General features: G+C 74.9%; 21 protein-coding genes and 1 tRNA gene. 12 read left to right on the top strand and 10 right to left on the bottom strand.

Annotated features, from left to right (window positions below):
* Positions 1–2 precede the first annotated feature (2 nt).
* A complete protein-coding gene (locus tag G446_RS0100310) occupies positions 3–1106 on the bottom strand; it encodes a site-2 protease family protein (protein WP_026408619.1) in 1104 nt (367 codons plus the stop codon).
* A gap of 78 nt (positions 1107–1184) precedes the next feature.
* On the opposite strand from G446_RS0100310, the gene G446_RS0100305 reads away from it, so the two are divergent.
* Together G446_RS0100305 and G446_RS0100300 are read left to right on the top strand one after the other, a co-directional pair.
* Positions 1185–2042, top strand: a complete 858-nt coding sequence (locus G446_RS0100305) for a RecB family exonuclease (RefSeq protein WP_211228209.1) — start codon at positions 1185–1187, stop codon at positions 2040–2042.
* Positions 2043–2126: 84 nt separating this feature from the next.
* Positions 2127–3104, top strand: a complete 978-nt coding sequence (locus tag G446_RS0100300) for an aldo/keto reductase (RefSeq protein ID WP_026408617.1) — start codon at positions 2127–2129, stop codon at positions 3102–3104.
* A gap of 21 nt (positions 3105–3125) precedes the next feature.
* Here G446_RS0100300 and G446_RS0100295 read toward each other — a convergent pair whose 3' ends face one another.
* From G446_RS0100295 to G446_RS0100285, 3 genes are all read right to left on the bottom strand, one after another.
* Positions 3126–3422 (bottom strand): hypothetical protein, encoded by a 297-nt coding sequence (locus G446_RS0100295; RefSeq protein ID WP_026408616.1) that lies wholly within the window; start codon positions 3420–3422, stop codon positions 3126–3128.
* Between the two features lie 49 nt (positions 3423–3471).
* Complete coding sequence (locus tag G446_RS0100290) at positions 3472–4575, bottom strand: FAD-dependent oxidoreductase (RefSeq protein WP_026408615.1); 1104 nt, start codon at positions 4573–4575, stop codon at positions 3472–3474.
* An 87-nt stretch (positions 4576–4662) separates the two neighbouring features.
* Complete coding sequence (locus G446_RS0100285; protein ID WP_026408614.1) at positions 4663–5814, bottom strand: bifunctional GNAT family N-acetyltransferase/nucleoside triphosphate pyrophosphohydrolase family protein; 1152 nt, start codon at positions 5812–5814, stop codon at positions 4663–4665.
* Positions 5815–5923: 109 nt separating this feature from the next.
* On the opposite strand from G446_RS0100285, the gene G446_RS15030 reads away from it, so the two are divergent.
* Positions 5924–7252 (top strand): hypothetical protein, encoded by a 1329-nt coding sequence (locus tag G446_RS15030; protein ID WP_051285501.1) that lies wholly within the window; start codon positions 5924–5926, stop codon positions 7250–7252.
* Positions 7253–7308: 56 nt separating this feature from the next.
* Here the strand turns inward: G446_RS15030 and G446_RS0100275 are convergent.
* Positions 7309–7396: transfer RNA gene (locus tag G446_RS0100275), tRNA-Leu, on the bottom strand.
* A 142-nt stretch (positions 7397–7538) separates the two neighbouring features.
* Complete coding sequence (locus tag G446_RS0100270; RefSeq protein WP_026408613.1) at positions 7539–8429, bottom strand: D-hexose-6-phosphate mutarotase; 891 nt, start codon at positions 8427–8429, stop codon at positions 7539–7541.
* A gap of 115 nt (positions 8430–8544) precedes the next feature.
* Here G446_RS0100270 and G446_RS0100265 point away from each other — a divergent pair, with 115 nt between their 5' ends.
* Positions 8545–9990, top strand: a complete 1446-nt coding sequence (locus G446_RS0100265) for an AI-2E family transporter (RefSeq protein WP_026408612.1) — start codon at positions 8545–8547, stop codon at positions 9988–9990.
* Positions 9991–10014: 24 nt separating this feature from the next.
* Here the strand turns inward: G446_RS0100265 and G446_RS0100260 are convergent, their stop codons facing one another.
* Positions 10015–12213, bottom strand: a complete 2199-nt coding sequence (locus G446_RS0100260; protein WP_026408611.1) for an HNH endonuclease signature motif containing protein — start codon at positions 12211–12213, stop codon at positions 10015–10017.
* Positions 12214–12323: 110 nt separating this feature from the next.
* Complete coding sequence (locus tag G446_RS0100255; protein ID WP_026408610.1) at positions 12324–12941, bottom strand: thymidine kinase; 618 nt, start codon at positions 12939–12941, stop codon at positions 12324–12326.
* A gap of 163 nt (positions 12942–13104) precedes the next feature.
* Here G446_RS0100255 and G446_RS15025 point away from each other — a divergent pair, with 163 nt between their 5' ends.
* From G446_RS15025 to G446_RS0100240, 3 genes are all read left to right on the top strand, one after another.
* The gene (locus tag G446_RS15025) at positions 13105–13797 is read left to right on the top strand and encodes a phosphatase PAP2 family protein (protein WP_051285500.1); all 693 of its coding nucleotides are present in this window, start codon (positions 13105–13107) and stop codon (positions 13795–13797) included.
* Between the two features lie 221 nt (positions 13798–14018).
* The gene (locus G446_RS0100245) at positions 14019–14594 is read left to right on the top strand and encodes a YbhB/YbcL family Raf kinase inhibitor-like protein (RefSeq protein WP_026408609.1); all 576 of its coding nucleotides are present in this window, start codon (positions 14019–14021) and stop codon (positions 14592–14594) included.
* Complete coding sequence (locus G446_RS0100240) at positions 14591–15388, top strand: SDR family oxidoreductase (protein ID WP_211228208.1); 798 nt, start codon at positions 14591–14593, stop codon at positions 15386–15388. Before G446_RS0100245 ends, G446_RS0100240 begins: the two co-directional genes overlap by 4 nt.
* Before the next feature lie 28 nt (positions 15389–15416).
* Here the strand turns inward: G446_RS0100240 and G446_RS0100235 are convergent, their stop codons facing one another.
* Positions 15417–15875, bottom strand: a complete 459-nt coding sequence (locus G446_RS0100235; protein ID WP_026408607.1) for a tRNA (cytidine(34)-2'-O)-methyltransferase — start codon at positions 15873–15875, stop codon at positions 15417–15419.
* 67 nt (positions 15876–15942) lie between these two features.
* Between G446_RS0100235 and G446_RS0100230 the strand changes: the two genes are divergently transcribed.
* The gene (locus G446_RS0100230) at positions 15943–16593 is read left to right on the top strand and encodes a GNAT family N-acetyltransferase (protein WP_026408606.1); all 651 of its coding nucleotides are present in this window, start codon (positions 15943–15945) and stop codon (positions 16591–16593) included.
* 3 nt (positions 16594–16596) lie between these two features.
* Positions 16597–17217 carry a YbaK/EbsC family protein gene (locus tag G446_RS0100225; protein WP_034468500.1) on the top strand — a complete coding sequence of 207 codons (621 nt, stop codon included), beginning with the start codon at positions 16597–16599 and terminating at the stop codon, positions 17215–17217.
* Between the two features lie 27 nt (positions 17218–17244).
* Here the strand turns inward: G446_RS0100225 and G446_RS0100220 are convergent, their stop codons facing one another.
* On the bottom strand, positions 17245–18711 hold the full coding sequence (locus tag G446_RS0100220; protein ID WP_051285499.1) for a dihydrolipoyl dehydrogenase family protein: 1467 nt from the start codon (positions 18709–18711) through the stop codon (positions 17245–17247).
* A 191-nt stretch (positions 18712–18902) separates the two neighbouring features.
* Between G446_RS0100220 and G446_RS19680 the strand changes: the two genes are divergently transcribed.
* From G446_RS19680 to G446_RS0100205, 3 genes are all read left to right on the top strand, one after another.
* Complete coding sequence (locus G446_RS19680; RefSeq protein WP_026408603.1) at positions 18903–20768, top strand: variant leucine-rich repeat-containing protein; 1866 nt, start codon at positions 18903–18905, stop codon at positions 20766–20768.
* 143 nt (positions 20769–20911) lie between these two features.
* Positions 20912–22663, top strand: a complete 1752-nt coding sequence (locus tag G446_RS0100210) for a variant leucine-rich repeat-containing protein (protein WP_026408602.1) — start codon at positions 20912–20914, stop codon at positions 22661–22663.
* 117 nt (positions 22664–22780) lie between these two features.
* Entirely contained in the window at positions 22781–24538 is a 1758-nt protein-coding gene (locus tag G446_RS0100205; RefSeq protein ID WP_026408601.1) for a variant leucine-rich repeat-containing protein, read from the top strand.
* Positions 24539–24619 lie beyond the last annotated feature (81 nt).

Raw genomic sequence — 24619 nt, 5'->3', positions numbered from 1 at the left:
GGTCACCTCGCCCCCGTGGGCACGGCGCCGCTCATGCGGCCGTCCTCGACCAGGACGAGCCAGCGCGAGACGGTGCGCGCCGCCTTGAGGGCCCGGGCGGCCTCCGGCCCGGTGGCGGTGGTGGTCACGGCGCGGGCGGGCAGGGCCAGGCAGACCTGTCCGGCGGTGGCCCGCCGTTCGTCGACGGCGCCCAGCTCGGCCAGGCCGGCGTCGTCGATGGCGCCCAGCAGGGCCGGTCCGTCGGCGACCAGGACGAGGGCGGCGCCCTCGTCCAGGATGCGGCGGACCCGTTCCAGGTCGGTGCGGGAGGGCACCACCGCCACGGGCCGGGCCAGGTCGCGCAGGTCGAGGCGGGCGGCGGCCCGCTCCCCCCGTCCGAGTCCGAGCACCCGCCAGCTGGTCGCGGCGATGGGCCAGGCCACCATGACGGCCAGGATGAGGGAGAAGGAGTCGGGCCGGCGCCCGGATGCGAGCAGGGGGCGGGCGATCCACTGCCAGGCGATGGCGGCGATGACGGCCAGGCCGCCCCAGGCGGCGATGGTGCGGCCGAGCCGGGCCCGCCCGGTGACCTGCTCGACGGCGGCGGCCAGGGCGTGGCCGCCGTCGAGGGGCAGGGCCGGCAGGGCGTTGAAGACGGCCAGGGCGAGGTTGACCCAGGTCAGCGCCCACAGGGCGAAGGCGGCGGCCAGCGGCGGGCGGGCCCACTCCAGGGCCGCCCGGCCGGCGGCCCACAGGGCCAGGTTGGCGGCGGGCCCGGCCAGGGAGGTCAGGGCGTCCTTCCAGGGGCGCCAGGCGGCGGCGGGGCCGAAGGTGGTGCGCCCGCCCCACAGGTGCAACTCGTAGAGCACGGGTCTGCGGCCCAGGGCGGCGCCCGCGGCGCCGTGGGCGAGCTCGTGGGCGAGGATGCTCACGGCCGCGCCCGCCACGGTGGCGGCGACCGCCCCGACGACGGCGGGCGCGCTCAGGCCGGTCAGGGCGTCGGCGGCCAGCGGGTACCAGGATCCGGCGATGAGCAGCCCGAGCAGGGCCGAGGCCGGTTGGACGACGACGTCGGCGCCGCCGACGCGGCCCAGGACCCATCCGCGGGGCGTGGACTGCGGTGACATGCGGGTGAGCCTAGCCGGTCCGGCGCCGGGGTGCGCAGGGGCGGGTTCGTGTCGGCCGGCGGGGGTAGGTTCGGGGGCATGAGCGACCATGCGACCCCCGGCGCGCCGGAGGGCCGGCGCGCGGCCCTGTCCCCGTCGCGGGCCAAGGACTTCATGCAGTGCCCCCTGCTGTTCCGGCTGCGCGTCGTGGACCGGCTGGACGAGCCGGGGTCCCTGGCCACGCACAGGGGCACCCTCGTGCACGCGGTGCTGGAGCGGCTCTACGACCTGCCGGCCGGCGAGCGGACCGTGTCTGCGGCCCTGGGGATGCTGCCGGACCAGTGGGAGGAGCATCGGGGGCGCAACCCGCGGGTCATGGAGCTGTTCGACTCCCCCGGACGGGTCGGGGCGTGGCTGGAGGAGGCCCGCGGGCTCATCGCCGCCTACTTCCGGCTGGAGAACCCCTCCCGGCTCGAGCCGGCCGAGCGCGAGCTGTTCGTCCAGGCGCAGACCCGCGGCGGGCTGCTCCTGCGCGGCTTCATCGACCGCCTGGACGTGGCCGGCGACGGGTCGGTGCGGGTGGTGGACTACAAGACGGGCCGCTCCCCCGGGCCGCGCTTCGTTCAGGAGGCGCTGTTCCAGATGCGCTTCTACGCGCTGGTGCTGCGGCTCGGGCGCGGCCGGGCGCCGCGGCGGCTGCAGCTGATCTACCTCAAGGACGGGCGCGTCCTGACCCACGACCCGCACCCGGCGGAGCTGGAGTCCACGGCCGTGCGCCTGGAGCGGCTGTGGGACGAGGTCGAGGACTGCGCCCGCAGCGGGCGGTTCGCGCCCCGCCGCTCGCGCCTGTGCGACTGGTGCTCCTTCCAGGCGGTGTGCCCCCTGTTCGGGGGCGAGCCCCCGCCGGCGTCGCCGGAGGGCGTGGAGCGGCTGCTCACGGCCCGGCGGGCCGCCTGAGGCTGCGGCCTCGCGCGGGGGCGGCGGGGGAGGACGTGAGCGCGCCGCCGCCGTCGCCTTGACGGGGCCGTTTACGGTTAGCCCATGGAGCATCGCAGACTGGGCCGCACGGGCCTGCGCGTGTCGTCGGTCGGCCTGGGCACGATGACCTGGGGGCGCGACACCGACGAGGTGGAGGCCAAGGAGCAGCTCGACGTCTTCCTCGACGCCGGCGGCACGCTCCTGGACACGGCGGCCTCCTACTGCGAGGGGCTGAGCGAGGAGGTCATCGGCCAGCTGCTGGAGCAGCACGTGGACCGTCAGGAGCTGGTCCTGGTGTCCAAGGCGGGGGTGCGCACCTGGCGCACGGGCGAGCGGCCCAGCGCCGCGGACGCCTCGCGCGGCACGCTCCTGGACCTGCTGGACATATCCCTGGGCCGCCTGGGCACCGACCACCTGGACCTGTGGCTGGTCCAGGTGCCCGACGCCACGACCCCCATGGAGGAGACGGTCGACGCGCTGCGCATCGCGGTCGACTCGGGCCGGGCCCGCTACGTGGGGGTGTCCAACCACCCCGCGTGGGCCACCGTCCACGCCGCCGACCTGCTGCGCGAGCGCGGCGGGCCGCGCATGGCGGCCGTGGAGGTCGAGCACTCCCTGCTCAGCCGCGGCATCGAGCGCGAGGTGGTCCCCGCCGCGGCGGCCCTGGGCCTGGGGGTCATCGGCTACGCCCCGCTGGGGCGCGGGGTGCTCACCGGCAAGTACCGGGCGTCCACGCCGGCGGACTCGCGTGGGGGCTCCCCGCACCTGCGCTCCTACGTGGCCCCCTACCTGGCGCAGCGCCACGAGGGGGTGGTCGAGGCGGTGGCGACGGCGGCCGTGGGCCTGGACCGCAAGCCGGTGGAGGTGGCCCTGGCCTGGGCGCGCGACGCCCCGGGCGTGGCCTGCACCATTGTGGGGGCGCGCACCCCCGCCCAGCTCCAGGGGGCCCTGTCGGCGGAGGACCTGAGCCTGCCGGTGCAGATCCGCCACGCCCTGGACGAGGTGACGGCGCCGGAGCTGGGCTACCCCGAGCGCTTCTGAGCGGCCGCGCGCCCAGCCGGCTCAGTCCCCCTCGTCGTAGTCCTCGTCATCCTCGTCGTCGTAGTCGTCGTAGTCCTCGTCATCGCCCTCGTCGTAGTCGTCCTCGTCCTCCTCGTCGTCGGCGTCGACGATGTCGAAGGGCAGCTCGATGCCGTAGGCGGTGAACAGGGCGTCGTCGTAGGTGAAGAAGGCGTCCTGGAGCGCGTTCTCGGCGGCGACCACCGCGGGCGAGAGATCATCCCCGGTGGCCGCGGCGTCCAGGTGCGCCTCGAAGGCGGCGATGAGTCGGTTGAGCGCGGACCGCGGGTCGTTCGTCATGCGGGTCACAATACCGGCCCGGACCGCCCCGCGCCCCGCGCCCTGCCGCTCACTCGCCGTCCCGGCCCAGGCCCAGGATCTCGCGCATGGCCCCGTCGTAGATGTCGCGCCCCTTGAAGCGGGAGGTCTCCTCGGGGCCGACGACGGCGCGCTCCCCGTCGCGCAGGATCTGGGAGGCGCCGCCGTCGGGCCCCAGGGGCAGGACGACGTGCTCGGGCCGGGGGGCGTAGACGGCGTCGGCGCTCCCGCCCCCGATGAGGGAGCGGATATTGGCGGCGACGACGCGGGCGTGGGCGCGGGCGGCGTCGGCGCGCTTGGTCTCGCGCACGTCGGTGATGTCGCCGATGGCCCACACGCCGGGGTGGCCGACGACGCGCAGGTGCTCGTCGACGCGGATGGTGCCGTCGTAGCGGCGGATCTCGTCGTAGTCCCCGCCGAGGAGGCCTGTGGCCGCCGAGGCGCCGTGGGCGCGGAACCACGTGTCCGCCTCCAGGCGCCGGCCCTTGGTCGTGGTCACGCGGAAGGGCGAGAGGACGCCCGGGTCGACCGGCGGCAGCCAGGCCAGGGTGTCGCCGGTGATGACCTCGACGCCGCGGCGCTCGAGCTGGTCGGCGATGGACCGGCGCAGTTCGGGCAGGTAGCCCCGGTTCGGCAGGATCCGCGCGCAGGCCTCCAGCAGGACCACCCTGATGCCGGGGAAGGCGGAGGTGATCTCCCCCACCAGTTCGACGCCCACGTCGCCGGCGCCCACGACCAGCACGCGCCCGGCGCGCTCCAGGCCGGCGTGGGCGCGCTCGATGCGGGCCCGGGCCAGGGCGGCGGAGGACTCCAGGTGCTTGGCCGGGAAGGGGTAGGCGGTGCCGGTGGCCAGCACCAGGTGGTCGGCCCCGATGTCGCCGGCGCCGGTCACCGACACGGTGGTGCCCCGCACCGCCAGGGCGGTGCCGTGCACGACGCGCCCGCGGGCCAGGAGGCGGTCGTAGGGCATGAAGATCCTCTCCGCCCACCGCCGGTCGACGACGGCCCTCAGGGCCGCGGCGTGGTTGACGAAGGTGTCCTTCTGCTCGACGAGGACGACCTCGGCGACGTCGTCGAGGGCCTTGGCCAGGACGATGCCGCCGTAACCGCCTCCGACGATGGTGACGCGAGTCATGTGCGCTCCTTCCGGTGTCGTGGTGGGCCCATGGTGCCACGTCCGGCGCCGGGCGCGGTCAGGGGCGCCGCCGGGGCCGCGGCCCCCTCACGACCCGATCCCGAGCACCCCCGCCACGTCCGGGGGGAAGTAGCCGGGGCCCTTGAGGACCTTGCCGTCCTCGCGGTAGACCGGCCGCCCGTCGGCGCCCAGCTTGGACATGTTGGAGCGCTGCACCTCGGCGAGCACGGCGGCCAGGTCGATGCCCGTCTCCAGGGCCATGCCGTAGACGACGTAGACCAGGTCCGCCAGGGCGTCGGCGGCCGCCGCCGTGTCCCGCTCGCCGTCGTCGTCGGCCACGGCCCGGGCGTAGGCGGCCTCGACCCGGGCGCGGGCGCCCGCCCCGTAGACGGCCCCGACGAGCTCGGCGAACTCCTCGGCGATCAGGCTCATGCGCATGTGCAGGCTCTCGCGCTCCAGGCCGGGCCCGTCGGTGCGCACGGGCAGGCCGTAGAGGTGGTGGAAGCGGCGCACGAGGGCCTCGGGGTCGTCGCCCTCCCTCTCGCCGACGCCGTCCGCCTCCACCAGCGGGGTGTCGGCGCCGCGGGTGTGGCGGGAGCCGCCCGGCCGCCCGGGGGCGGCCGGCCCGTCCCAGGGGGCCGCCGGGCGGCGCGGGTCGCCCGGCAGGAGCGTGCCGACCCAGCCGTCGCGCAGGACGCCGTCGTTGACCAGGAGGGAGCGCACCCGCCCCTCCCGGCGGAAGCCCAGCCCCCGGGCCACGCGCCAGGACGCCCAGTTGGGCACGCCGTCGTGGATGTCGCAGCGCCACCGCAGGGCGGCGGCGCGCAGCGGGCCGTCCGGGTCGAAGGCCGCCTCGACCAGGGCCCGGGCGGCGCGGGAGGCGGTGCCCCGGCCGCGGGCCGCGGGGTCCAGCCAGTAGCCGATCTCCCAGACGCCGCCGACCCGCCCGGACAGGCCCGTCATGCCCACCAGGACGGCGCCGCCCGGCCGCTCCTCGCGCACCGCCCAGGTCAGCTCCGCGCCGCTCCGCCAGCCCTTGACGACGGTCCCGGTCACGAAGTCCTCGGCGTCGGCGCGGGTGTAGCCGCGCGGGACGGTGGTCCACTCCTGGATGTCGGGGTCCTGGCAGATCCCGGCGATCCGCTCGACGTCGGCCCCGGTGGGCGCGGACAGCAGGAGCGCGGGCAGCTCCGCGCCGCCCCGGCGGGCGGCGGGAACGCGGATCTCGAAGGGCCTCATGGCGGGCGATCATAGTCCCGGCGCCGCACCCGGCCCCGGCTCGCGGGCCGGGCCCGGCGGGCCCGCCCGCTAGGCTGGGCGGCGTCCCTCCCCCTGATGAGGAGTCCGCATGAGCCAGCACCCCGCCCCGCCCGCACCGCCCGCGCCCCGATGGCTGCGCCCGGCCGTGCGGGTGCGCCTGCGCTCGGGGGTGGTGTGCGTCGAGCAGCGCGTGCCCGCCCGGGTCGCCGAGATCCGGTTCGAGCTCGGCCGCATCGGCGAGCACCGGGCGGGGTCCGGGCGCCCCGTCCCGTTCTACGAGTCGGGGCTGGGCGGCTCGCCGACCCCCCTGCGGCTGGTGCGCGAGCGGCTGACCGTCCCCCTGGCCGCCGTCGGGACGGTCGAGGAGGTGCGGCGGGCCGTTCGCGCGGCGCTGGCGGAGGACCGGCGGACCGGGGGCGGCCCGCTCCCGGCCGCCCCGTCCCCGGGGGACTTATTCGGCCACCTGGTGTCGGCGCTCGCCGCGGTCGGCGTGGCCGCCGGCGCGTGCTGGTTCGCCGTCACGGCGGGGCGCGAGCTGCTGGGTTCCGGCGGGGACCGCTTCTTCGAGGTGTTCATGGCCGTTCTCGTGTCGCTGATAGTGGTTGGCACGACGGCGATCGTGCTCACCCTGGCGCGGCGCGCGTGGGTGCTGCGCACGCCGTCGTGGCTGGCGGAGGACCAGTGGCGGCTCCTGCGCCGGACGCTGGCCGGGCTCGCCCGTCAGGAGCCGGGCTCCTCCCGGCCCCTGGACGTGGAGGCGGGCCTGCGGCGCGACCTGCTCACCCACCCGGGCGGGGAGCGCATGGTGCGCGGGCTGACCCGCGACGGGCTGCCCGGCCCGGCCTGGCCCGACCGGATCGACGTGGCCCGCGCGGTGCGCCGGGCCCGGCGGGTCACGGCGGGGCTGGGCGTCGTCCTGGTCCTGGGGCTGGCCGCCGCCGGGGCGGCCCTGATGCTCCCGGTGTCCTTGGGGCTGTTCTCCCCCGTTCCCCTGCCGGCCCTGGCCTACGGGGTCTGCGGCGCGTTCGTCTGCGCCCGCCGCCGGGGCTCCGACGCCCTGATCCTCAGCCGCCCGGCCCGCGCACCCGGGGACCGGGGGCCCGTGGAGATCACCCCGGACCGCGTCGACGCCCCCTCCCTGCCCTCGTGGTGCGAGGCCAGGCGCCGGGAGGACAGGTGGAGCGCCCTGACCGCCGTGCACATCGGCCTGGTCGCCGCCGTGCTGGTCGCGCAGGCCGCCGTCGCCGCCGTCTTCCACGGCGACTCGCTCGTCGCGGGCGGCGACGGGATCGGGCCGGTGGCCGCGGTGGCGCCCCTGGTCGTCTTCGCGCTGGGCGGCGCGGCGGGCGCGCGGTGGTCCGCGCGTCAGGTGCGCCTGCGCGACGAGCGGCGGCGGGCCTGCGCCGGGGCGGCCTGAGCGGCCGGACGACGACGAGGGCCCCGATCCGTTCGAATCGGGGCCCCGGCTCCGGGTGTCCGAGGGGGGACTTGAACCCCCACGCCCGTTTAATAGGGCACTAGCACCTCAAGCTAGCGCGTCTACCTATTCCGCCACTCGGACTGCGCATCATCGCGATGCGGGGCGGACCCCGCCGCGGCGACGCAGGACAACTTAGCACGCCCGCGTCGAGGCGGGGCAAATCGGCCCCCGGTGCGGTGCATCACAGGCCCGGGCGGTCCGGCGGGCGGGCGCCCGGGCGGTCTCACGCGAGCGGCTCGACCCCGATGCGCGCGCCCAGGGACGTCGACTCCCCCGGCTCCAGGCGCACGGCCCGGTCGCGCACCGCCGCGGACTCGACGCAGACCATGGAGGGCCACTCCTCCCCCAGGTCCGCCATGGTCGCGGCGACCCTGCTCCACGGGTTCCACACCACGGCGTTGGGCGCGCGGACCCCGGTGACGACGATGCGGCGAGCGCCGGCCGGATCCGTCACGGCGACGGGCCCCCGGGCCCGGTAGATGCGGTCCACGCGCCCGGAGAAGCGGATGGGCCCGTCCTGCACCCGCTCCTCGTCGGTGAGCCGGTCGGAGTAGCGGGCCCCCTCGAGCCCTGTGATCGACACCGCGGTGACGTCGCCGACGGCGAGGTAGGTGTGCAGGGCGGCCTCCACGGTGCGCGGCGCGGCGCCCGTGTTGCGCAGGGACACCTCCAGGCTCAGCTCCTCGCCGATGCCGACCTCGTAGAGCAGGGACAGGTCGTCGTGCTCCAGGGCGAACAGGGCGCGCACGCCGCCGTCGGCGGTGGCCTGCGCACTGCGCAGCCGCCAGGGCCGGATCCTGGCCCAGCCGTGCGCGGGGGCGCGCCCGCCGCCGGCGCCCCCGGCGAACCAGGGCGCGCAGATCGGCACGCCCCCGCGGATGGCGTGCACGCCGTCGAAGACGGCCCGGCGCGAGACGAAGAGGACCTCCTCGCCGCCGCGGGGGCGCCACGACGTCAGGTGCGCCCCGTGGAGGTAGATCTCGCCGCCGCCCGCAGCGGCGTCGACCAGGAGGCGGGGCAGGCCCCTGCGGCCGGGCCCGAGGGCGGCGGTGCGCGGCAGACGGGGCGCGGGCGGAGGAGTCGGGGGGCGGTTCGTGTCATCCGGGGTGCTCATGCGGCCACGCTAGTAGGCTTGCGGCGCCGCGTCACCGAGAGAAAGGCCGGACATTGATCCTGAACGATCCCAACCCCGCCCCGGGGGCCCCGCCGGAGCCGGACAGGAGGCGCCGATGAGCGCGGACGAGGACCCGGCCGGGGCCGGGAGGCCCGCCGAGAACGCCGTGCCCGCCGGGGTCGAGGCCCCCGCCGACGCCCCCGCGCCGTCCGACGGGCCGGCGGACTCCCCGCGCGGGGCCGGGGAGCACCGCCCGATCAACCCGATCTTCCGGGCCAGGCAGGCGCTGCACCGCCAGATCGACCGGGCGGACCAGTGGCGGGAGGCCGACAGGGCCCTGGTCATGCGCCTGGACGCCCCGATAGTCTCCGACGAGCGGCGCGCGGCGCCGGCGCCGGAGGAGGCCGCGCGCGTGAGGGTGGTCGGCGAGGTCACCACGCGGTCCGCGACCCTGGACTCCCTGCCCGGCTGGCTCGTGCGCGGCGGCGTGGGCGCCTGGCTCCTGCTGGGGATCGTGACGGCCGTCAGCCTCGTGTTCATCGGCACGGCGCAGGTCATCCCCGTGTTCATCGGGGTGTTCATCGCCCTGGTCATCACCGCGATCCTCTACCCGCTGGTCTCCTTCTTCGCCCGCTTCATGCCCCGCTACCCGGCCACGTTCCTGGGCCTGCTCACGGCCCTGGCGGTGGTGGCCGCCCTCATCGCCTACGTCGTGTCCTCGGTGACGAGCCAGTGGGACTCCCTGGCGCGGCAGTTCTCCGACGGCCTGGACACGATCGTCGACTTCCTGGAGCACGGGCCCCTGCCGGTCCACCTGACCCAGCAGGAGCTCGTCGACACCGTGCAGAGCCTGGTCGAACAGGGGCAGGAGTACGTGCAGTCCAATGCCCCGAGCCTGGCCGGGGAGGTCCTGTCCAACGCGGGCTCGATCGTCGACGTCTTCGTCGTGCTCGCGCTGGCGCTGTTCACGGCCATCTTCCTCCTGGCCTCCGGCGGGCGCATGTGGCGCTGGTTCCTCAACGAGCTGCCGGCGCACCTGCGCGAGAGGGTCCACCGCGCGGCCGGGGCCGGCTGGTACACCTTCGCCGGCTACGCCCGCGGCACGGTCATCCTGGCCCTGACCGACGCCGTCATGGCGGGGATCTTCCTGCAGGTGGTCGGGGTGCCGCTGGCGGCGCCCCTGGCGGTCCTGGTCTTCATCGGCGCCTTCGTGCCCATCATCGGCGCGCCCGCGGCGATGCTGGTGGCGATGGTGGTGGCGCTGGCCTCCAAGGGCTTCATCGCCATGGTCGTCGTCGGGCTGGGCGTGGCCGGGATCGGGCAGATCGAGGGCCACATCCTCCAGCCGCTCATCATGGGCCGGCAGGTCTCGCTGCACCCGGTGGTCGTGGGCCTGGCCGTGGCGGTGGGCACCTTCTCGGTGGGGCTGCTGGGCGCCGTCGTCGCCGTGCCGCTGGTGAGCGTGGCCTGGTCGGTCTACTCCGAGCTGCACACCAAGGACGCCCCCGTCGTCGGCGAGCTGCCCAGGTACAACGCCGCCGAGAAGGGCGAGAAGGCCTAGGCCGGCGCGGCGGGCCCCGCCCGATCAGAAGGGGACGACGGCGTCCAGCAGCGCCGTCAGGCCCAGCTCGTGGAGGGCGGCGGGGTAGGGGACGGCCTCGAAGGCGCCGGGGCTCCGGCCGGGGCGGGGCCCGCGGGTCTCCAGGCGCGGCGCCCCCTCCCCCGCCCCCGCCCGCGGGGCGGCCTGCGCCAGTCCGCGCTCCAGGCGCTCCAGGACGGGGCCGGTGACGGCCGCGGCCAGGTCCGCCGGGACGGGGCCGCCGGGGTCCACGAGGGAGCGCGGCCCGATCCGCCGGGGCAGGCGGAGGATGGTGCCGTCGGCCTCGCGGCGGTAGCGGGCCCCCGAGGGGGTGCGCCAGAGGAGGGCGCCGTCGTCCAGCCGCGCGAGCGACCACCCGGGCGTGTGCTTGAGGCGGTGGTGGGCCTGGCACAGGACGGTGAGGTTGTCCAGGCTGGTGGTGCCGCCCCGGGCCCAGGGCCGCAGATGGTCGATGTCGCAGCGGCGCGCGGGGATCTCGCACCCGGGGTGGGTGCAGGCGCGGTCCCGGGCGCGCACGAGGTCGGCCAGGGCGGCGGGCGGGCGGTAGCGGGTGCGGCCGACGTCGAGCACGGCGCCGGAGAGCGGGTCGGTGACGATCCGCCGCCAGGTCCCGCCGGCGGCCAGGGCGCGGGCGAGCAGGGCGGGCACGGGGGCGCTGCGGCCCCCCGCGGTCAGGACGGGGGCGTCGGGAGGGCCGCCGCGGGACGGCGGGCGCGCCCCCGGCGCGCGGGGCGGGGGCGCGGCGGCGTCGGGCAGGAGCTGGTCGAGCGGGACGGTCACGTCCACCCTCACGGTCAGGCCCGGCGGGAGCGGGACGGGCCCGGTCCCCGAGGGCGTCCACCAGGGGCTCGAGGAGCCCACCAGGTCGCTGAGGGAGGAGAGCAGGCCCTCCAGGGGGACCCCGTCGGGCAGGAGCCGCGGGCGCTCCGCGTCGGGGACCGCCCCCCGCGCAGCGCCGCCGGCCGGACGGGCCGGACCGGGCGGGCCGATCGAGCCGGGCGGGTCCGCGGGGCCGTCGCCGCCCGCGGGCGCCGGGGCCCCGTCCGCGGCGGGATCGACGACCTCCCCCGCCCGCCCGGGCCCGAGGCGGTGGGCGGCGTGCTGGGAGCTGCGCAGCGCGTGCAGGCACAGGCCGACCAGGGCGTCGGCCCGCAGCTGGCCGAGGGTCCGCTCCTGGCCGCTCGCGCGGGCGGAGGCGGCGACGGCGTCGAGGGTCGCGTCGAGCAGGAAGGCGTCCGCCGTCGGCAGGAGCAGGCTCATCCGCGCCACGCCCTCGCCGCGCGGACTCGGGCGGCCGACGTGCCGCTGGGCGACATTGCGCCGGCGGCGTGCGCCCGCCCCCTGCGGGTCGAGGGCCGCCAGGGCTCGGTCGATGTCGCGGGCGAGCTGGGGGCGGGTGCGCTGGGGCGCCCGGGGGAGCACCCGCTCCTGGACCTCGCGGGCGGCCTCGTAGGCGACCCCCTTGAGCCGGCTCAGGACGAGGGCGGTCTTGGCCTCGTCGAGCAGGCCGCAGCGGTGCAGGCACTCGGTGGGGGCGAAGACCCCGTCCAGCAGGCCCTCGCCCCTGTCCAGCAGGCGCTCGGCGCTCGTCCGCGCCACGCCCAGGCGGCAGGCGATCTCGCTGGAGGCGTGGAAGCGGGTCTCCTCCGGGGTGACGAAGCGCTCCGCGCGCCCGCCGGGCCCCCGGGGCGCCGGGCCCGTGCGCATCTCGGGGCTGCGGGCCAGGCAGGCGCTCGCCACGCCCAGGGCCCACTGGGACCAGGTCGCCAGGCGGCGGCAGGCGGCCACGACCTCGCTCAGCACCTCCGCCCCCATCTGGCCCAGGGCGTCCGCCGCGAGCGCCCCGGCGGCGCCGATCTCGCGGGTCCGGGCCCGGCGCAGCAGGGACAGGTCCGCGGGGGCCAGGAGCCCCTCGTCCAGCAGCACCGGCTCGCCCTGGGCCTCCTCGCGCAGCGCGGCGGGCGCGGCGGGCCCCAGGAGGCCGCCCATGAGCCCCTCGACGAGGGCGGCCAGGTCCGCGCCGGGGGCCAGGGACGCCAGGCGCTCGGCGAGGGCGGGCGCGTCCGGCGACTCGGCGCCCGGCACCGCCGCGCCGGGGGGTGCCGCATTCGGGGCGGGAACGTCCCCGCCGCCCGCTCCCGCCGCGTCGGGGAGGGGGCCTGGTGCCGAGCCCTGGTCGAACATGTGTACATAGTAGCACGTTCGGCCCGACGGATCCAGGCAATCGCGCCATTTCATCGCGGATTTGCGCCGCACGGGCGGGCCGGCCGCGGGCCCCGCGCCCCTCACCGGCCCTACCGGCCCAGCAGCGTCCCCCCGACCTCCAGGTAGCACTTGCCGCACAGGGACTCGTAGGCGACGTCGACGCCGTCGATGGCCACCTGGTCGCCGTCGAAGACGAACCGCCCGCCGATCCTGCGCGCGTTGAACACCGCCTTGCGGCCGCAGCGGCAGATCGTCTTGAGCTCCTCCAGGGAGTGGGCGATCTCCAGCAGGCGCCGCGAGCCGGGGAAGCCCGTGGTGCGGAAGTCGGTGCGGATGCCGTAGGCCAGGACGGGGACGTCGTCGAGCAGGACGAGCTCCATGAGCTGGTCGACCTGCAGGGGGGTGAGGAATTGGGCCTCGTCGACCAGGACGCAGTCGACGGCGCGGCGGCGCGGGCCCGGCCCGCCCGGCCCCCGCGGATCGAGGGCGCGCACGAGCGCGCGCACGTCGTCCCCGGCGGACAGGAGGATGTCGACGCGGCGCGACACGCCCAGGCGGGAGACGATCGCGTCGTCGCCCTTGGTGTCGACGCAGGCCTTGACGAGGACGACCCGCTGGCCGCGCTCCTCGTAGTTGTGGGCGGTCTGGAGCAGGCTCGTGGTCTTGCCCGAGTTCATGGCGCCGTAGCGGAAGTAGAGCTTGGCCATGGGTCCTCTCGGTTTCTCCCGGGGTCTTCGGGCGGGTCCGCGCGGGCGGCGGAGCGCCGCGGGCATGCTACCGGCCGGCCGGGTCCGACGCCGCAGCGGGCAGCGGGAGGCGGGAGGCGGCGCGCGTGCGCGGCGGGCGGATGCGCCCGCTAGCCTCCCGCCCATGACGCGTCTTCCCCCCGCCCCGGACCCCCGCCGGGCGCAGAGCCCCGCCCCGGGCGCCGCGACGGCGGCGGCCGGGCTCCTCGCCCTGGCCGTCTTCGCCGCCCTGGCCGTCGGCGCCGGGGCGGGCGCGGGCCCGTCCCGCCTGGACCGGGCCGTCACCGACTGGGCCGTGGCCGCGCGCCGCGGCGCCCTGACCCCCGCGGTCCGGGTCCTGACCGACCTGGGCGGCACGACGGGGCTGACGATCGGGACGGTCCTGGTCGCGGCGCTCCTGCTGGCCCGCCGTCTGCACCGCCGCGCCCTGGTCCTGGCGGCGGCGATGGCGGGCTCGGCGGGGCTGACCGTGGCGCTCAAACTGGTCTTCGCCCGTCCCCGCCCCCCGGCCGGCCTGCTCGTGGACGAGGCGCTGAGCACCTACTCCTTCCCCTCCGGGCACAGCTTCAACACGGCGGTCTTCGTCGGCGCCCTCGCCGGCTTCGTCCTGTTCTCCCCGGCCTCCGGGCGCCGCAAGGCGGTCGCCGCCTCGGGGGCGGTCGCGGCGGCGACGGCGGTGGGCCTGTCGCGCGTCTACCTGGCCCACCACTGGTTCACCGACGTCCTGGCCGGGTGGGCGCTGGCGGCGGCGTGGCTGTGCCTGGTGGCCCTGGTGGTGCGCCGTCTGCCCGCCGGCCGCCGCCGTGACCGGCGGTGAACGCGCGCGACACGCCGGGGAGGGGCGCGGCGCTGGGCGCCGGCGTTCAGGCGCGCCGTGGTGGCCTGCGCCATATCAAAAGGGTCACATCGGGATTACGGCGGGATCACGGGCAAAGGTGCCGGTGCACCGCTCCGGGCGGCGTCGCGGGGTGCTTCCATCCGCCCCAGAGCCGTCTACAGTGACCCAAAAGGCCCACCGCCGCTCTCCAGGAGCCTCCCGTGACACCCGATCTCTCCCGCCCCCGCGCGACCCCGCCCTACGACATTCTTCCCGCCGTTCCCTCCTTCTCCCTGACCTCGGAAGACCTCGCCGACGGGGAGCGCATGGGGGACCGCTTCACCGCGATCCACGAGAACCTCTCCCCCGGGCTGCGATGGTCGGGCGCCCCGGCCGGGACGCGCTCCTTCGTCGTGTCCTGCTTCGACCCCGACGCCCCGAGCCCCTCGGGCTGGTGGCACTGGACGGTCGTCGATCTGCCCGCCTCGGCCGCGGGGCTGCCCCGCGGGGCGGGCGAGTCCGACGACGGGCTCGCGGCCCCCGCCTTCCACGTGCGCAACGACGCCGGCACCCGCGCCTGGTTCGGCCCCTATCCGCCCGCGGGCGACGGCGACCACCGCTACGTCTTCGCCGTCCACGCCCTCGACGTCGACACCCTCGGCCTGGACGGGTCGGCCAGCGCCGCCGCCGTCGCCTGCCAGGTCTCCTTCCACGCCCTGGGGCGCGCCCTGCTCACCGCCACCTACTCCGTCCCGGGCGACCGCGCCCCCTTCATCACCGAGGAGTCCCACGCATGAGCCGACGTCGTATGAGCCCCGCCGTCGTCCCCCCGGCCACGGTCTCGCCCGTCACCGGGGAGATCCCCCAGATCACGGGGCGCCACCAGCGCCGGCACATGGCCCTGGTCACCGGCGCGACCTCCGGGATCGGCCTGGCGATCGCGCAGAACCTGGCCCTGGACCACGACCTGGTCCTCATGGCCCGCAACGCCTCCCACCTCGACGAGCTCGCCGCGGTGCTGAGCGAGGAGAACGGCACGCGGGTGCGCACCTGCGCCGTCGACCTGACCGACGACGAGGCCGTGGCCAAGGCCGTGGGCGACCTCAGGCTGCGCAGCCTGGACATCCTCGTCCACTCCGCGGGCGTGGAGTCCTCCGCGCCGATCGCCTCCCTCACCCCCGCGCAGTGGCGGGAGGTCCTCGACCTCGACCTGGTGGCCGTCGCCCACCTGACGAGCCTGGTCCTGCCCGCGCTGCGGGCCACCCGGGGCCTGGTCGTCATGATCAACTCCAGCGCCGGGCTGCGCACGTGGGCCGGCCACACCCTGTACAGCGCGGCGAAGGCCGGCCTCAAGGCGCTGGCGGACGGGCTGCGCGAGGAGGAGCGGGGCGTGGTGCGCGTGACCAGCATCTTCCCCGGCAGCGTCGACACCCCCATGCAGCACCGCGTCCAGGCCGCCCGGGGCGGGGAGTACCGCGCCGAGGACCACATGGCTCCCAGCTCGGTGGCGGCGGCGGTGCGCCTGGCCGCGGACACGCCGCTGGACGCCGTCGTGGAGAACCTGTCCATCCGCCCCGCCGAGATCCTCTGAAGGGCCGGCGGCGGGGCCCGCGCCGCCGTCAGCTCCCCCCGGGGAAGCCCAGGGCGCGCCAGGCCCCGTACAGGCCGATCGCGGCCGCATTGGCCAGGTTGAGGGACCGGCTGGCCCCGACCATGGGGATGCGGATCCGCTCGTTCACGCGCGGGTCGGCCATGATCTGCTCGGGCAGCCCCGTGGGCTCGGGGCCGAGGAGCAGCGCGTCGTCGTCGCGCCAGTCGACCTGCGTGTACAGCCGCTCCGCGCGGGCCGTGAAGGCGAAGATCCTCCCGGGGATCTGGGCCAGGCACTCCTCCCAGGTGCCGTGCACGCGCGTGGCGGCCAGGTCGTGGTAGTCCAGGCCGGCGCGGCGCAGTTTGGCGTCGTCCATGTCGAACAGCGGGTCGACCAGGTGCAGCATGGAGCCGGTGTTGGCGCTCAGGCGGATGGCGGCCCCCGAATTGCCGGGGATGCGCGGACAGTAGAAGATGACGTGCAGCACGGGGACAATGAGACCACATGCTGAGGCGCTCGGGCGCGGGCGCGACCGGGCTGCCATGATCGGGCCCATGAGCCCCGTCCCGCACCCGTCCTCCCCCGCACTGTCCTGCGACGCGCTGAGCGGCGACGTCGTGCGCCTCGAGCCGCTGACGCCCGGGCACGTGCCGGGGCTGCGGCGGGCCGCCGAGGGCGCGGGCCCGAACGCCTTCGCCGCGGTGCCGACGCCCGACGAGGTCGAGGACTATGTGGCCCGCAGCCTGGCCCGCCGGGACGCGGGCGCCTACGCCCCCTTCGCGCAGATCGAGGCCGCCACCGGCCGCGTCGTGGGGCACACCGCCTATCTGACGCCGCGGTGGATGGACGGCGGGCGGCTCTTCGCCGTCGAGATCGGATCGACCTGGCTCGCCCCGGCGGCCCGCGGCACCGCCGTCAACCCGGCCGCCAAGCTCCTGCTCATGACACAGGCATTCGAGTCCTGGGGCGTGGACCGCGTGGACATCAAGACCGACGCGCGCAACGAGGCGGCCCGCGCGGCGATCGCGGCCACGGGGGCGACCTTCGAGGCGGTCCTGCGCGCCTGGCAGCCCTCCCTGGCGCCCGGCGAGGAGGGGCTCGTGCGCGACACGGCCATGTTCAGCGTCACCCCTCCGGAATGGCCCCGGGTCAGCGCCCGCCTGGAGGAGCGCATCGAGCGGCGCCGCGCGTCGAGGAGGGGATGAGAGATGACCGCTGAACTGCGCGACCCCGCCGAGGTCTTCGCGGCGGAGATCGGCTGGCGGCCGGCCCTGGAGCGCGCCGACCTGCTCGGCCCGCCCGTGGCCGCGGCGCTGCGGGCGCTGGAGGCGTCCTCGCCCCAGGGCGCGGACCTGGCCCGCCGGGCGCGGGTGGTGCCCATCGACCCGGACCACTCCGACACCGGCGCCCTCAACGCCCGCTACTCCCTGGACCCCGAGGCGACCGGCAACTGCGTGCTCGTGGCCGGCAGGCGCACCGGACAGGAGCGCATCGCCGCCTGCGTCGTGCGGGCCACCGACTCCGCCGACGTCAACCACGTCGTCAAGAGGCGCATCGACGTGCGCAAGGCCTCCTTCCTGCCGGTGGAGCGGGCCGTGCAGATGAGCGGCATGGAGTACGGCGGGATCACGCCGGTCGGCCTGCCCGGGGACTGGAGGCTCCTCATCGACGCCGCGGTGGCCGGCCGGGACACGGTGCTCATCGGCTCGGGCGTGCGCCGCTCCAAGCTCCTGGTGCCCGGGGCGCTGCTGGCGGCGCTGCCGGGGGCAGAGGTCGTCGCGGGCCTGGGCCTGCGGCCGCAGGGGCGCCCGGGCGCGGCGGGCCGGTGAGCGCGCCCGGGCCCGCGACCGCCGCCCTCAGCCCAGGGAGTCCAGGACGATATTGAGCCCCTCGCCCATGGTGGGGTGGGTGATGACGGCGTCGCGCACCTGCTGCCACCTCAGGCCCCCCAGCATCGCCATCTGGATGGCGGTGACGACCTCGCTCGCCTCGGCGCCGATGATGGCGGCGCCCAGGATCTCGTCGGTGCGGGCGTCGACGATCACCTTGTAGAAGCCCTCGGTGCGCCCCAGGGTCTTGGCGCGCGGGACGGCGGCCGTGGGGGTCTTGGCGACGCGCACCTCGTGGCCGGCCCGGCGGGCCTCGGCCTCGGTCAGGCCCACGTGCCCGAGCTCGGGCGTGGTGAACACGGCCCACGGGATGAGCCGGCCGGCGGTGGAGGCCTCCTTACCGGCGAAGAGGTCGCGCAGGACGCGGAAGTCGTTCCAGGAGGCGTGGGTGAACTGGGGCGTGCCGGCCACGTCGCCCGCGGCGTAGACGCCCGGCGCGGTGGTGCGCAGGTGGTCGTCGACGCGCACGAAGCCGCGCCCGGTCAGCTCCACGCCCGCGGCCTCCAGGCCGAGCCCGGCGGTGACGGGGGTGCGGCCCAGGGCCACGAGCAGATGGGATCCGGCCGCCTCGCGCCCGTCGGCGGTGGTGACGACGACGCCGCGCCCGTCGGGGGCGGCGGCGACCTTCGAGGCGCGGGCCCCGGTGAGGATCGTGGCCCCCAGGGCCTCCAGGCCGGCGGCCACCTCGGCGGCGACGTCGTCGTCCTCCCGGTCCAGGATGTGCGCCCCGGCGTGGACGACGGTCACCGGCACGCCGAGCAGGCCCATGAGGGAGGCCATCTCGACGCCGATGACGCCGCCGCCCAGGACCACGAGGCGGTCGGGCAGCTCGGGCAGGGCGAGCAGGTCCTCGCTGGTCCAGTGGGGCGCGTCGGACAGGCCCTCGATCGGGGGGACCGACGGCGTCGTGCCGGTGTTGATGAGGACCCTGGCGCCGCGCACGCGCCGCCGGCCGCCGTCGTTCAGGGCGATCTCGACGGTGCGCGGGGCGACGAAGCGGGCGGTGCCGCGCACGAAGTCCATGCCGGAGGCGGGGAACATCTTCTCGTGGGCGGCCACCATGCCCCCCACGACGGCCTCCTTGCGGGCGCGCAGGGCGGCCAGGTCGATGCGGGCCCGCTCCAGGGCGCCGGCGCCGCCGTCGCGGCCGGGCAGGGTGACGCCGTGGGCGCCCGAGCCCTGGACCTCGCGCAGGACCCGGGCGGATGAGATGAGGGTCTTGGTGGGGATGCAGGCGACATTGATGCAGGTGCCGCCCACCTTGTCGCGCTCCACCATGACGACCCTGTCCCCGGCTCTGGCGCGCAGCATCGCCAGGGACTTGCCGGCCTTGCCGCCCCCCACGACGAGCAGGTCGACCTCCTCGGCCGGTTCGGCCGGCCCGGTCGGGGCGGCGGGGACGGGGGCTGCGGCGGGCGTATGGGCGTGAGTCATGACGGTTCTCCTTGGCGCTCGATTCTCGATAGGCGTGAACCATGAGATCGGGGCGTTTCATTCCCGACGGCGAGTGACGCCGGCCGCGTCGCCCGTCCGTCGCACCCCGGGGCGCGACGGACGGAGTCCCGCCGCCGTGTCACGGCCCCGAAGTCCCAGAACACCGGGCTCCGGGCGCCTACCTTGCCCCTATGAGCACTCCGCCCTCCTCGGCCCTTCCCTCCGACGCCGATGCCGACGCCGCGGCCGATGCGGCCGACGCCGCCGCCTCCGACACCGACGCCGCCGCCTCCCCCCTGACCCCCGCCGCCGACGCCGATGCCGCCGACGCCGATGCCGACGCCGCGGCCGATGCGGCCGACGCCGCCGCCTCCGACACCGACGCCGCCGCCTCCCCCCTGACCCCCGCCGCCGACGCCGATGCCGACGCAGCCGCCTCCCCCCTGACCCCCGCCGCCGAGCTGGCCCGCATCGCCACCTACCGGCCCGACCTGCACGCCGTCCTCGCCACGAACCCGTCGACGTACCCGGGCCTCGTGGACTGGCTGCGGCACTCCGAGGATCCCGCGGTCCAGGCGGCGCTCGCGGCCCGCTTCGCGCACTCCGGGGCAGCACCGGCGCCCCCGCCTCCCCCGGCCGCCGCCTCAGCACCGCCTCCCCCGGCCGCCGCCTCAGCACCGGTTGCGCCCTCGGCACCCAGCTCCCTGCCGGCACTGCCGCCCGGGGCGGGCACGCCCGCCTCGGGGAGTTTCGCGGTCCCGGGCCCGCAGACCGGCGGATATCCCGTAGCGGCCCCGCAGCCGGCGCCCGCCGCCCCCGCGCCGCCGCGACGGCGGGTCTCACGGCCCGTCATCATCACCGTCGCCGTCCTCGTCGCCGTCCTCGTCATCAGCGGCGCGGTCGTGCTGGGAATGCACCTGCTGGGCGGGGACTCCGCGAACGGGCCCACCGCCCCCTCCAACAGCTGGGCGAAGGGCTCCCACAAGGCCTGGGACATGAATGTCGGCGAGCGGTCGACGCTCATCGGCAATAAGGACCAGCTCGTCGTCGCCGATATGGACTCGGATTACAACATCGATACGGTGACCGCCTACGACGTCTCCGGCGACAAGCCCAAGAAGCAGTGGTCCGCGGATCCCCGCACCGACTCCTTCTACCTGTCCTACTGGGGCGACTACCTCATCGCCGGGGACACGCTCATCAAGGCCGACACCGGCAAGACCACCGACGCCCCCTGGCATAATAACCCCATCATTGTCGGCGCCTACGCCTTCTCCTGCAGCCGCAAGGACCAGTGCACCGGCTGGAGCGCCTCGAATCCGGACCAGAAGCTGTGGGAGACCAGCGTCTCCGGCAGCTCCGACTTCCAGGGCACGCCCTCCGCGGGCAGATCCACCTACCAGGGGGACGGCAAGCTCATTGTGCAGGCCTCCGAGAGCACATGGATAAACGTAATCACCGGCGACGTCTACGACTTCGATACGACCAGTTCGGATTTCGTCTTCGCCCTGACCGACGGCTGGTGCAAGTACGACTACAAAAAGGGGAGGTTCACGATCCTGTCACCCACCGGAGAGGAGCGCGAGAGCTTCGACGGGGAGTACCCCGAGGACGTCAGCACCGCGTCCACCCTCGACCACCCCCTCATGAGCGCGGCCGAATTCAAGTCCTTCATCCAGGACGAGGACGTCAGCTGGGCGAAGATCAAGATCACCCGTGCGAAGAACTCGAGCAGCAGCTGCTCGACCAAGCTCACGATCGGCGAGTCGACCTTCAAACCGGCCAACGAGTCGGGCGAGTGCTACGAGCCGGACGGCACCGTCCTGTACGCCCTGTCCTCGGACGAGTCGGTGCTCATGCGCGCGTCCACCGACCCGACGAGCACGTCCACGGGCATGTGGCTCAGCGGCGCATGGACCGTCAAGGACGGCGAGACCATCGATTTCCCCGGCAACGACTTCGACAGCGGAACCGTCTTCTACCTCGTCAATCCCGAACTCATTGTGGCCCGCGACACGAGCGGCGAGCTCACCGCCTACCGCCCCGGCAAGAAGTAGGGCGCGCGGGCCGCGCCCCCGCCCACGAGGTCCCGCCCCCGGTCGCGGAGGTGCGACCGGGGGCGGGGCGGCGGGGCAGAAGTACAAGAAATTGTGTGCTCGCGGGCGCCGGGCGGGGGCGCGCGCCCCCATAGCATGTGGGCATGACCACCTCCCCATCGTCCCTAACCGACCCGCCGGACCCGTCGTTCCCGTCCTCCCAGCCGTCCCCGGCGGATCCATCGGCCCCGGGTGCGGCCGGGGCCGACGCCGACGCGGACCGCCTGGCCGCGGCCTCCCCCGCCACCCCGGCCGCGGAGCTGGCCCGCATCGCCGCCGCCCGGCCCGACCTGCACCCCGCTCTGGCGACTAATCCGGCCACCTACCCCGACCTGGTCGACTGGCTGCGCACATCCCCCGACCCCGCCGTCCAGGACGCCCTCGCCCGGCGCACCACCCCACCCGCCCAACCAGAACCAGCACAGGCGGCGCAGGCGGAAGCGCCCGCCCGGACGGCAAACGCCCCCACGAACCAGCCACCGGCCGGCGCACCCGCACCGGCCACCAAGACGAAGCGGAGAACCGGACTCCCGCGCCCCGCCGTCATCGCCGCCGTCGTGCTCGTGACCGTCCTCGTTCTGAGCGGTGCGGCCTGGGCCGGGATCCGATTCTTGAGCCCCAAGGACCATTCGAGGAGAGCGTCCCGGCCCGCGACCGCAACCGTGTCGGCGCCCGAGCCGTCCGAGAGCCCGTCGCCGGACCTGCCGGAGGGAGGACTGGTCACCCCCGATCCCTCCTGGGCCGACGGCGCCCACGAGGTGTGGAGCCTCGATAAGGAGGAGGGGAAGGGCTCGCTCCTGATCGCCGGCGATCAGCTCTTCGTCATCACGAACAAGGCGGACTTCACTGTCGATTCGGTGGCGGCCTACTCCATCTCCGGCAGCGAGCCGGAGAAGCAGTGGGAGGCCCAACTGCCCGACAACAGGGGGATACCGATCGAAGTCTGGGGGGACTACATCTTCGTCGACGATCAACTGATCGAGCGCTCGAGCGGCCGGGTCATGGAGGCGCCGTGGTCCGCTCGAGTGATGCTCGTGATCGTCATCAATGACACGGCGATCGCCTGCTACGAGAAGGATGCCTGCGAGGCGTGGAGGTCCTCCGACCCCTTCTCCAGGGCGTGGAGCGCGACCATCAAGGACTCGCAGAGCCGCCTCGGCTCATCGCGGCTGATCACACGGGCGGACATCTATGTCGGGGAGCGCACCATTCTCGCCCTGTCCTCGAAGATGCTCGTGGACGTCGACACCGGGGAGACCTTCGACCTGAGTGCGGAGGGATACATGTCCCTGGTGTCGACCACCGACGGGTGGATCGCCAGCGATGCGAGCGGAGAGGGGAAGCACACGATCCTGTCCCCCACGGGCGAGAAGAAGGGCACCTTCAGCGGGAACAATGACAGGGACGAACGGTTCGGACCGACGCTGTCGCAGGAGCGCCCCTCCAGTGAGCAGTACCGCAGGTATGTGGAGAACGGCGATGTGTCCTGGGCCGAACTGCGCATGAGCATGGACAGAAGCAAGGTCCCCGGCGAAATGTGCCCGATCGACATCACCATTGGCAATAACACCATAAGCGACTTCTACCGGCCCGTCGACAGCGCCAATTGCTCGAGATACCCCGATGCTCTCGCCGTATCCGATGACAAAAAAGTAGTCATAGCCGTATCGGACGTGCCGCTCACCCGCCATTCCGGCATTATTCTGGCCGCCTGGTCGTTCAGCGGCCAGAAGGAGATCATCTTCCCCGGATTGGATACGAAGAAGAGCCTCCTCCACCTCGCCGGCCCCTCACTCATAATCGCGTCGGACCACGTGAACGGGAAGATCAGGGCGTACGCCCCGGGCAACGGCTAGCCCCGGAGCGGGGGCCGGGTCCGACGGGTCGGCCGGGGCGGGGCGCGGGGCAGAAGTACAAGAAATTGTGTACTCGCGGGCGCCGGGCGAGGGTGCGCGCCCCCATAGCATGTGGGCATGACCACCTCCCCATCGTCCCCGATCGACCCGCCGGACCCGCCGAACCCGTCGTTCCTGTCATCCCCGCCGTCCCCGACTGATCCGGCCGGGGCCGACGCCGACGCGGACCGTCTGGCCGCCTCCTCCCCCACCACCCCGGCCGCGGAGCTGGCCCGCATCGCCGCCTCCCGGCCCGACCTGCACCCGGCCCTGGCCGCCAATCCGGCCACCTACCCAGACCTGGTCGACTGGCTGCGCACCTCCCCCGACCCCGCCGTCCAGGCCGCCCTCGCCCGGCGCACCACCCCACCCGCCCAACCAGAACCAGCACAAGCGGAACCGGCGCAAGCGGCGCAGGCGGAAGCGCCCGCCCGGGCGGCAGACGCCCCCACGAGCCCGCCACCGGCCGGCGCGCCCGCACCGGCCACCAAGACGAAGCGGAGAACCGGACTTCCGCGCCCCGCCGTCATCGCCGTCGTCGTGCTCGTGACCGTCCTCGTCATCAGCGGTGCGGCCTGGGCCGGGATCCGCTTCCTGAATTCCAAGGACCACGCGAGGAGAACGTCCCGGCCCACGACCGCGTCGGCGCCCGAGCCGTCCGAGAGCCCGTCGCCGAGCCTGCCGGAGGGGGGAATGGTCGTGCCCGATTCCTCCTGGGCCGACGGCGCCCACGAGGTGTGGAGCCTCGAGGGCGGGGAGAAGACCTCGCTCATTCTCTCCGGCGACCAGCTCTTCATCATCACGATCAGTGCGGACTCCAGCCACGCCGACTCGGTGGCGGCCTACTCCATCTCCGGCAGCGAGCCCAAGGAGCAGTGGGAGGTCCAGCTGCACGACAAGAAACTGGGTCCGTCCGGGGTCTGGGGGGACTACTTCGTCATCGACGATCAGTTGATCGAGCGCTCGAGCGGCCGGGTCATGGAGGCGCCGTGGTCCACTAAAGCGAGTTTCCTGCTCGTCATCAACGACATGGCGGTCACCTGCGACGAGAAGGACAACTGCGAGGCCTGGAGATCCTCCGACCCCTTCTCCAGGGCGTGGAACGCGACCGTTAAGGACTCGCAGTACCGCCTCACCCTCAGCTCGCTGCAACTGATCTCTCGGGCGAGCATCCATGTCGGGGACCGCACTATTCTCGCCCTGTCCCCGAAGATGCTCGTGGACGTCGACACCGGGGAGACCTTCGACCTGAGCGCGGAGGACTATAGCGGAGTGATGGCCACCACCGACGGCTGGATCGCCTACAAGGGAACCAGTGAGTATGAGTTCACGATACTGTCCCCCACGGGCGAGAAGAAGGGCACCTTCAGCGGAAAATTCGGGAGTGAAAGGTTCGGGCCGACTCCCTCGCAGGAACGCCCCTCCAGCGAGCAGTACCGCAAGTACTTGGAGGACGGCGACCTGTCCTGGGCCGAACTGCGCATGAGCATACCCAGCGGTAATACGTCCTCCGGCACATGCCCGGTCAACGTCACTGTTGGCAATAACACCATGAAGATGTTCCACCAGGTCATCGACACCGCCCATTGCCTGAAGTATCCCGCGGCTTTCGTCGTATCCGACGACAAAAGAGTAGTCATGGCCATAGCGGATGCTCCGCTCTCCCCCGAGTCCGCCCTCATCAAGGGCACTTGGTCGGCCACCGCCCAGTGGGAGATCACCTTCCCCGGATTGGATACGAAGCAGAGTTCTCTCTACCTGGCCGGCCCCTCGCTCATAATCGCGTCGGACCGCACGAGCGGGAAGATCACGGCGTACGCCCCGGGCGCCGACTAGTCCCGGAGCGCGCCCCAGTCCACTCCGCCAAGGCCCTGACGGAGGTCTTTCCCGCTCAGATTGAGCCCTTCTCACCGGAAC

Origin of the sequence: Actinomyces dentalis DSM 19115 (assembly GCF_000429225.1) — a bacterium.
In the GTDB taxonomy this organism is placed as follows: domain Bacteria; phylum Actinomycetota; class Actinomycetes; order Actinomycetales; family Actinomycetaceae; genus Actinomyces; species Actinomyces dentalis.
The sequence above is the reverse complement of the archived record's forward strand: the minus strand, read 5'-3'. Positions and strand labels throughout refer to the sequence as shown.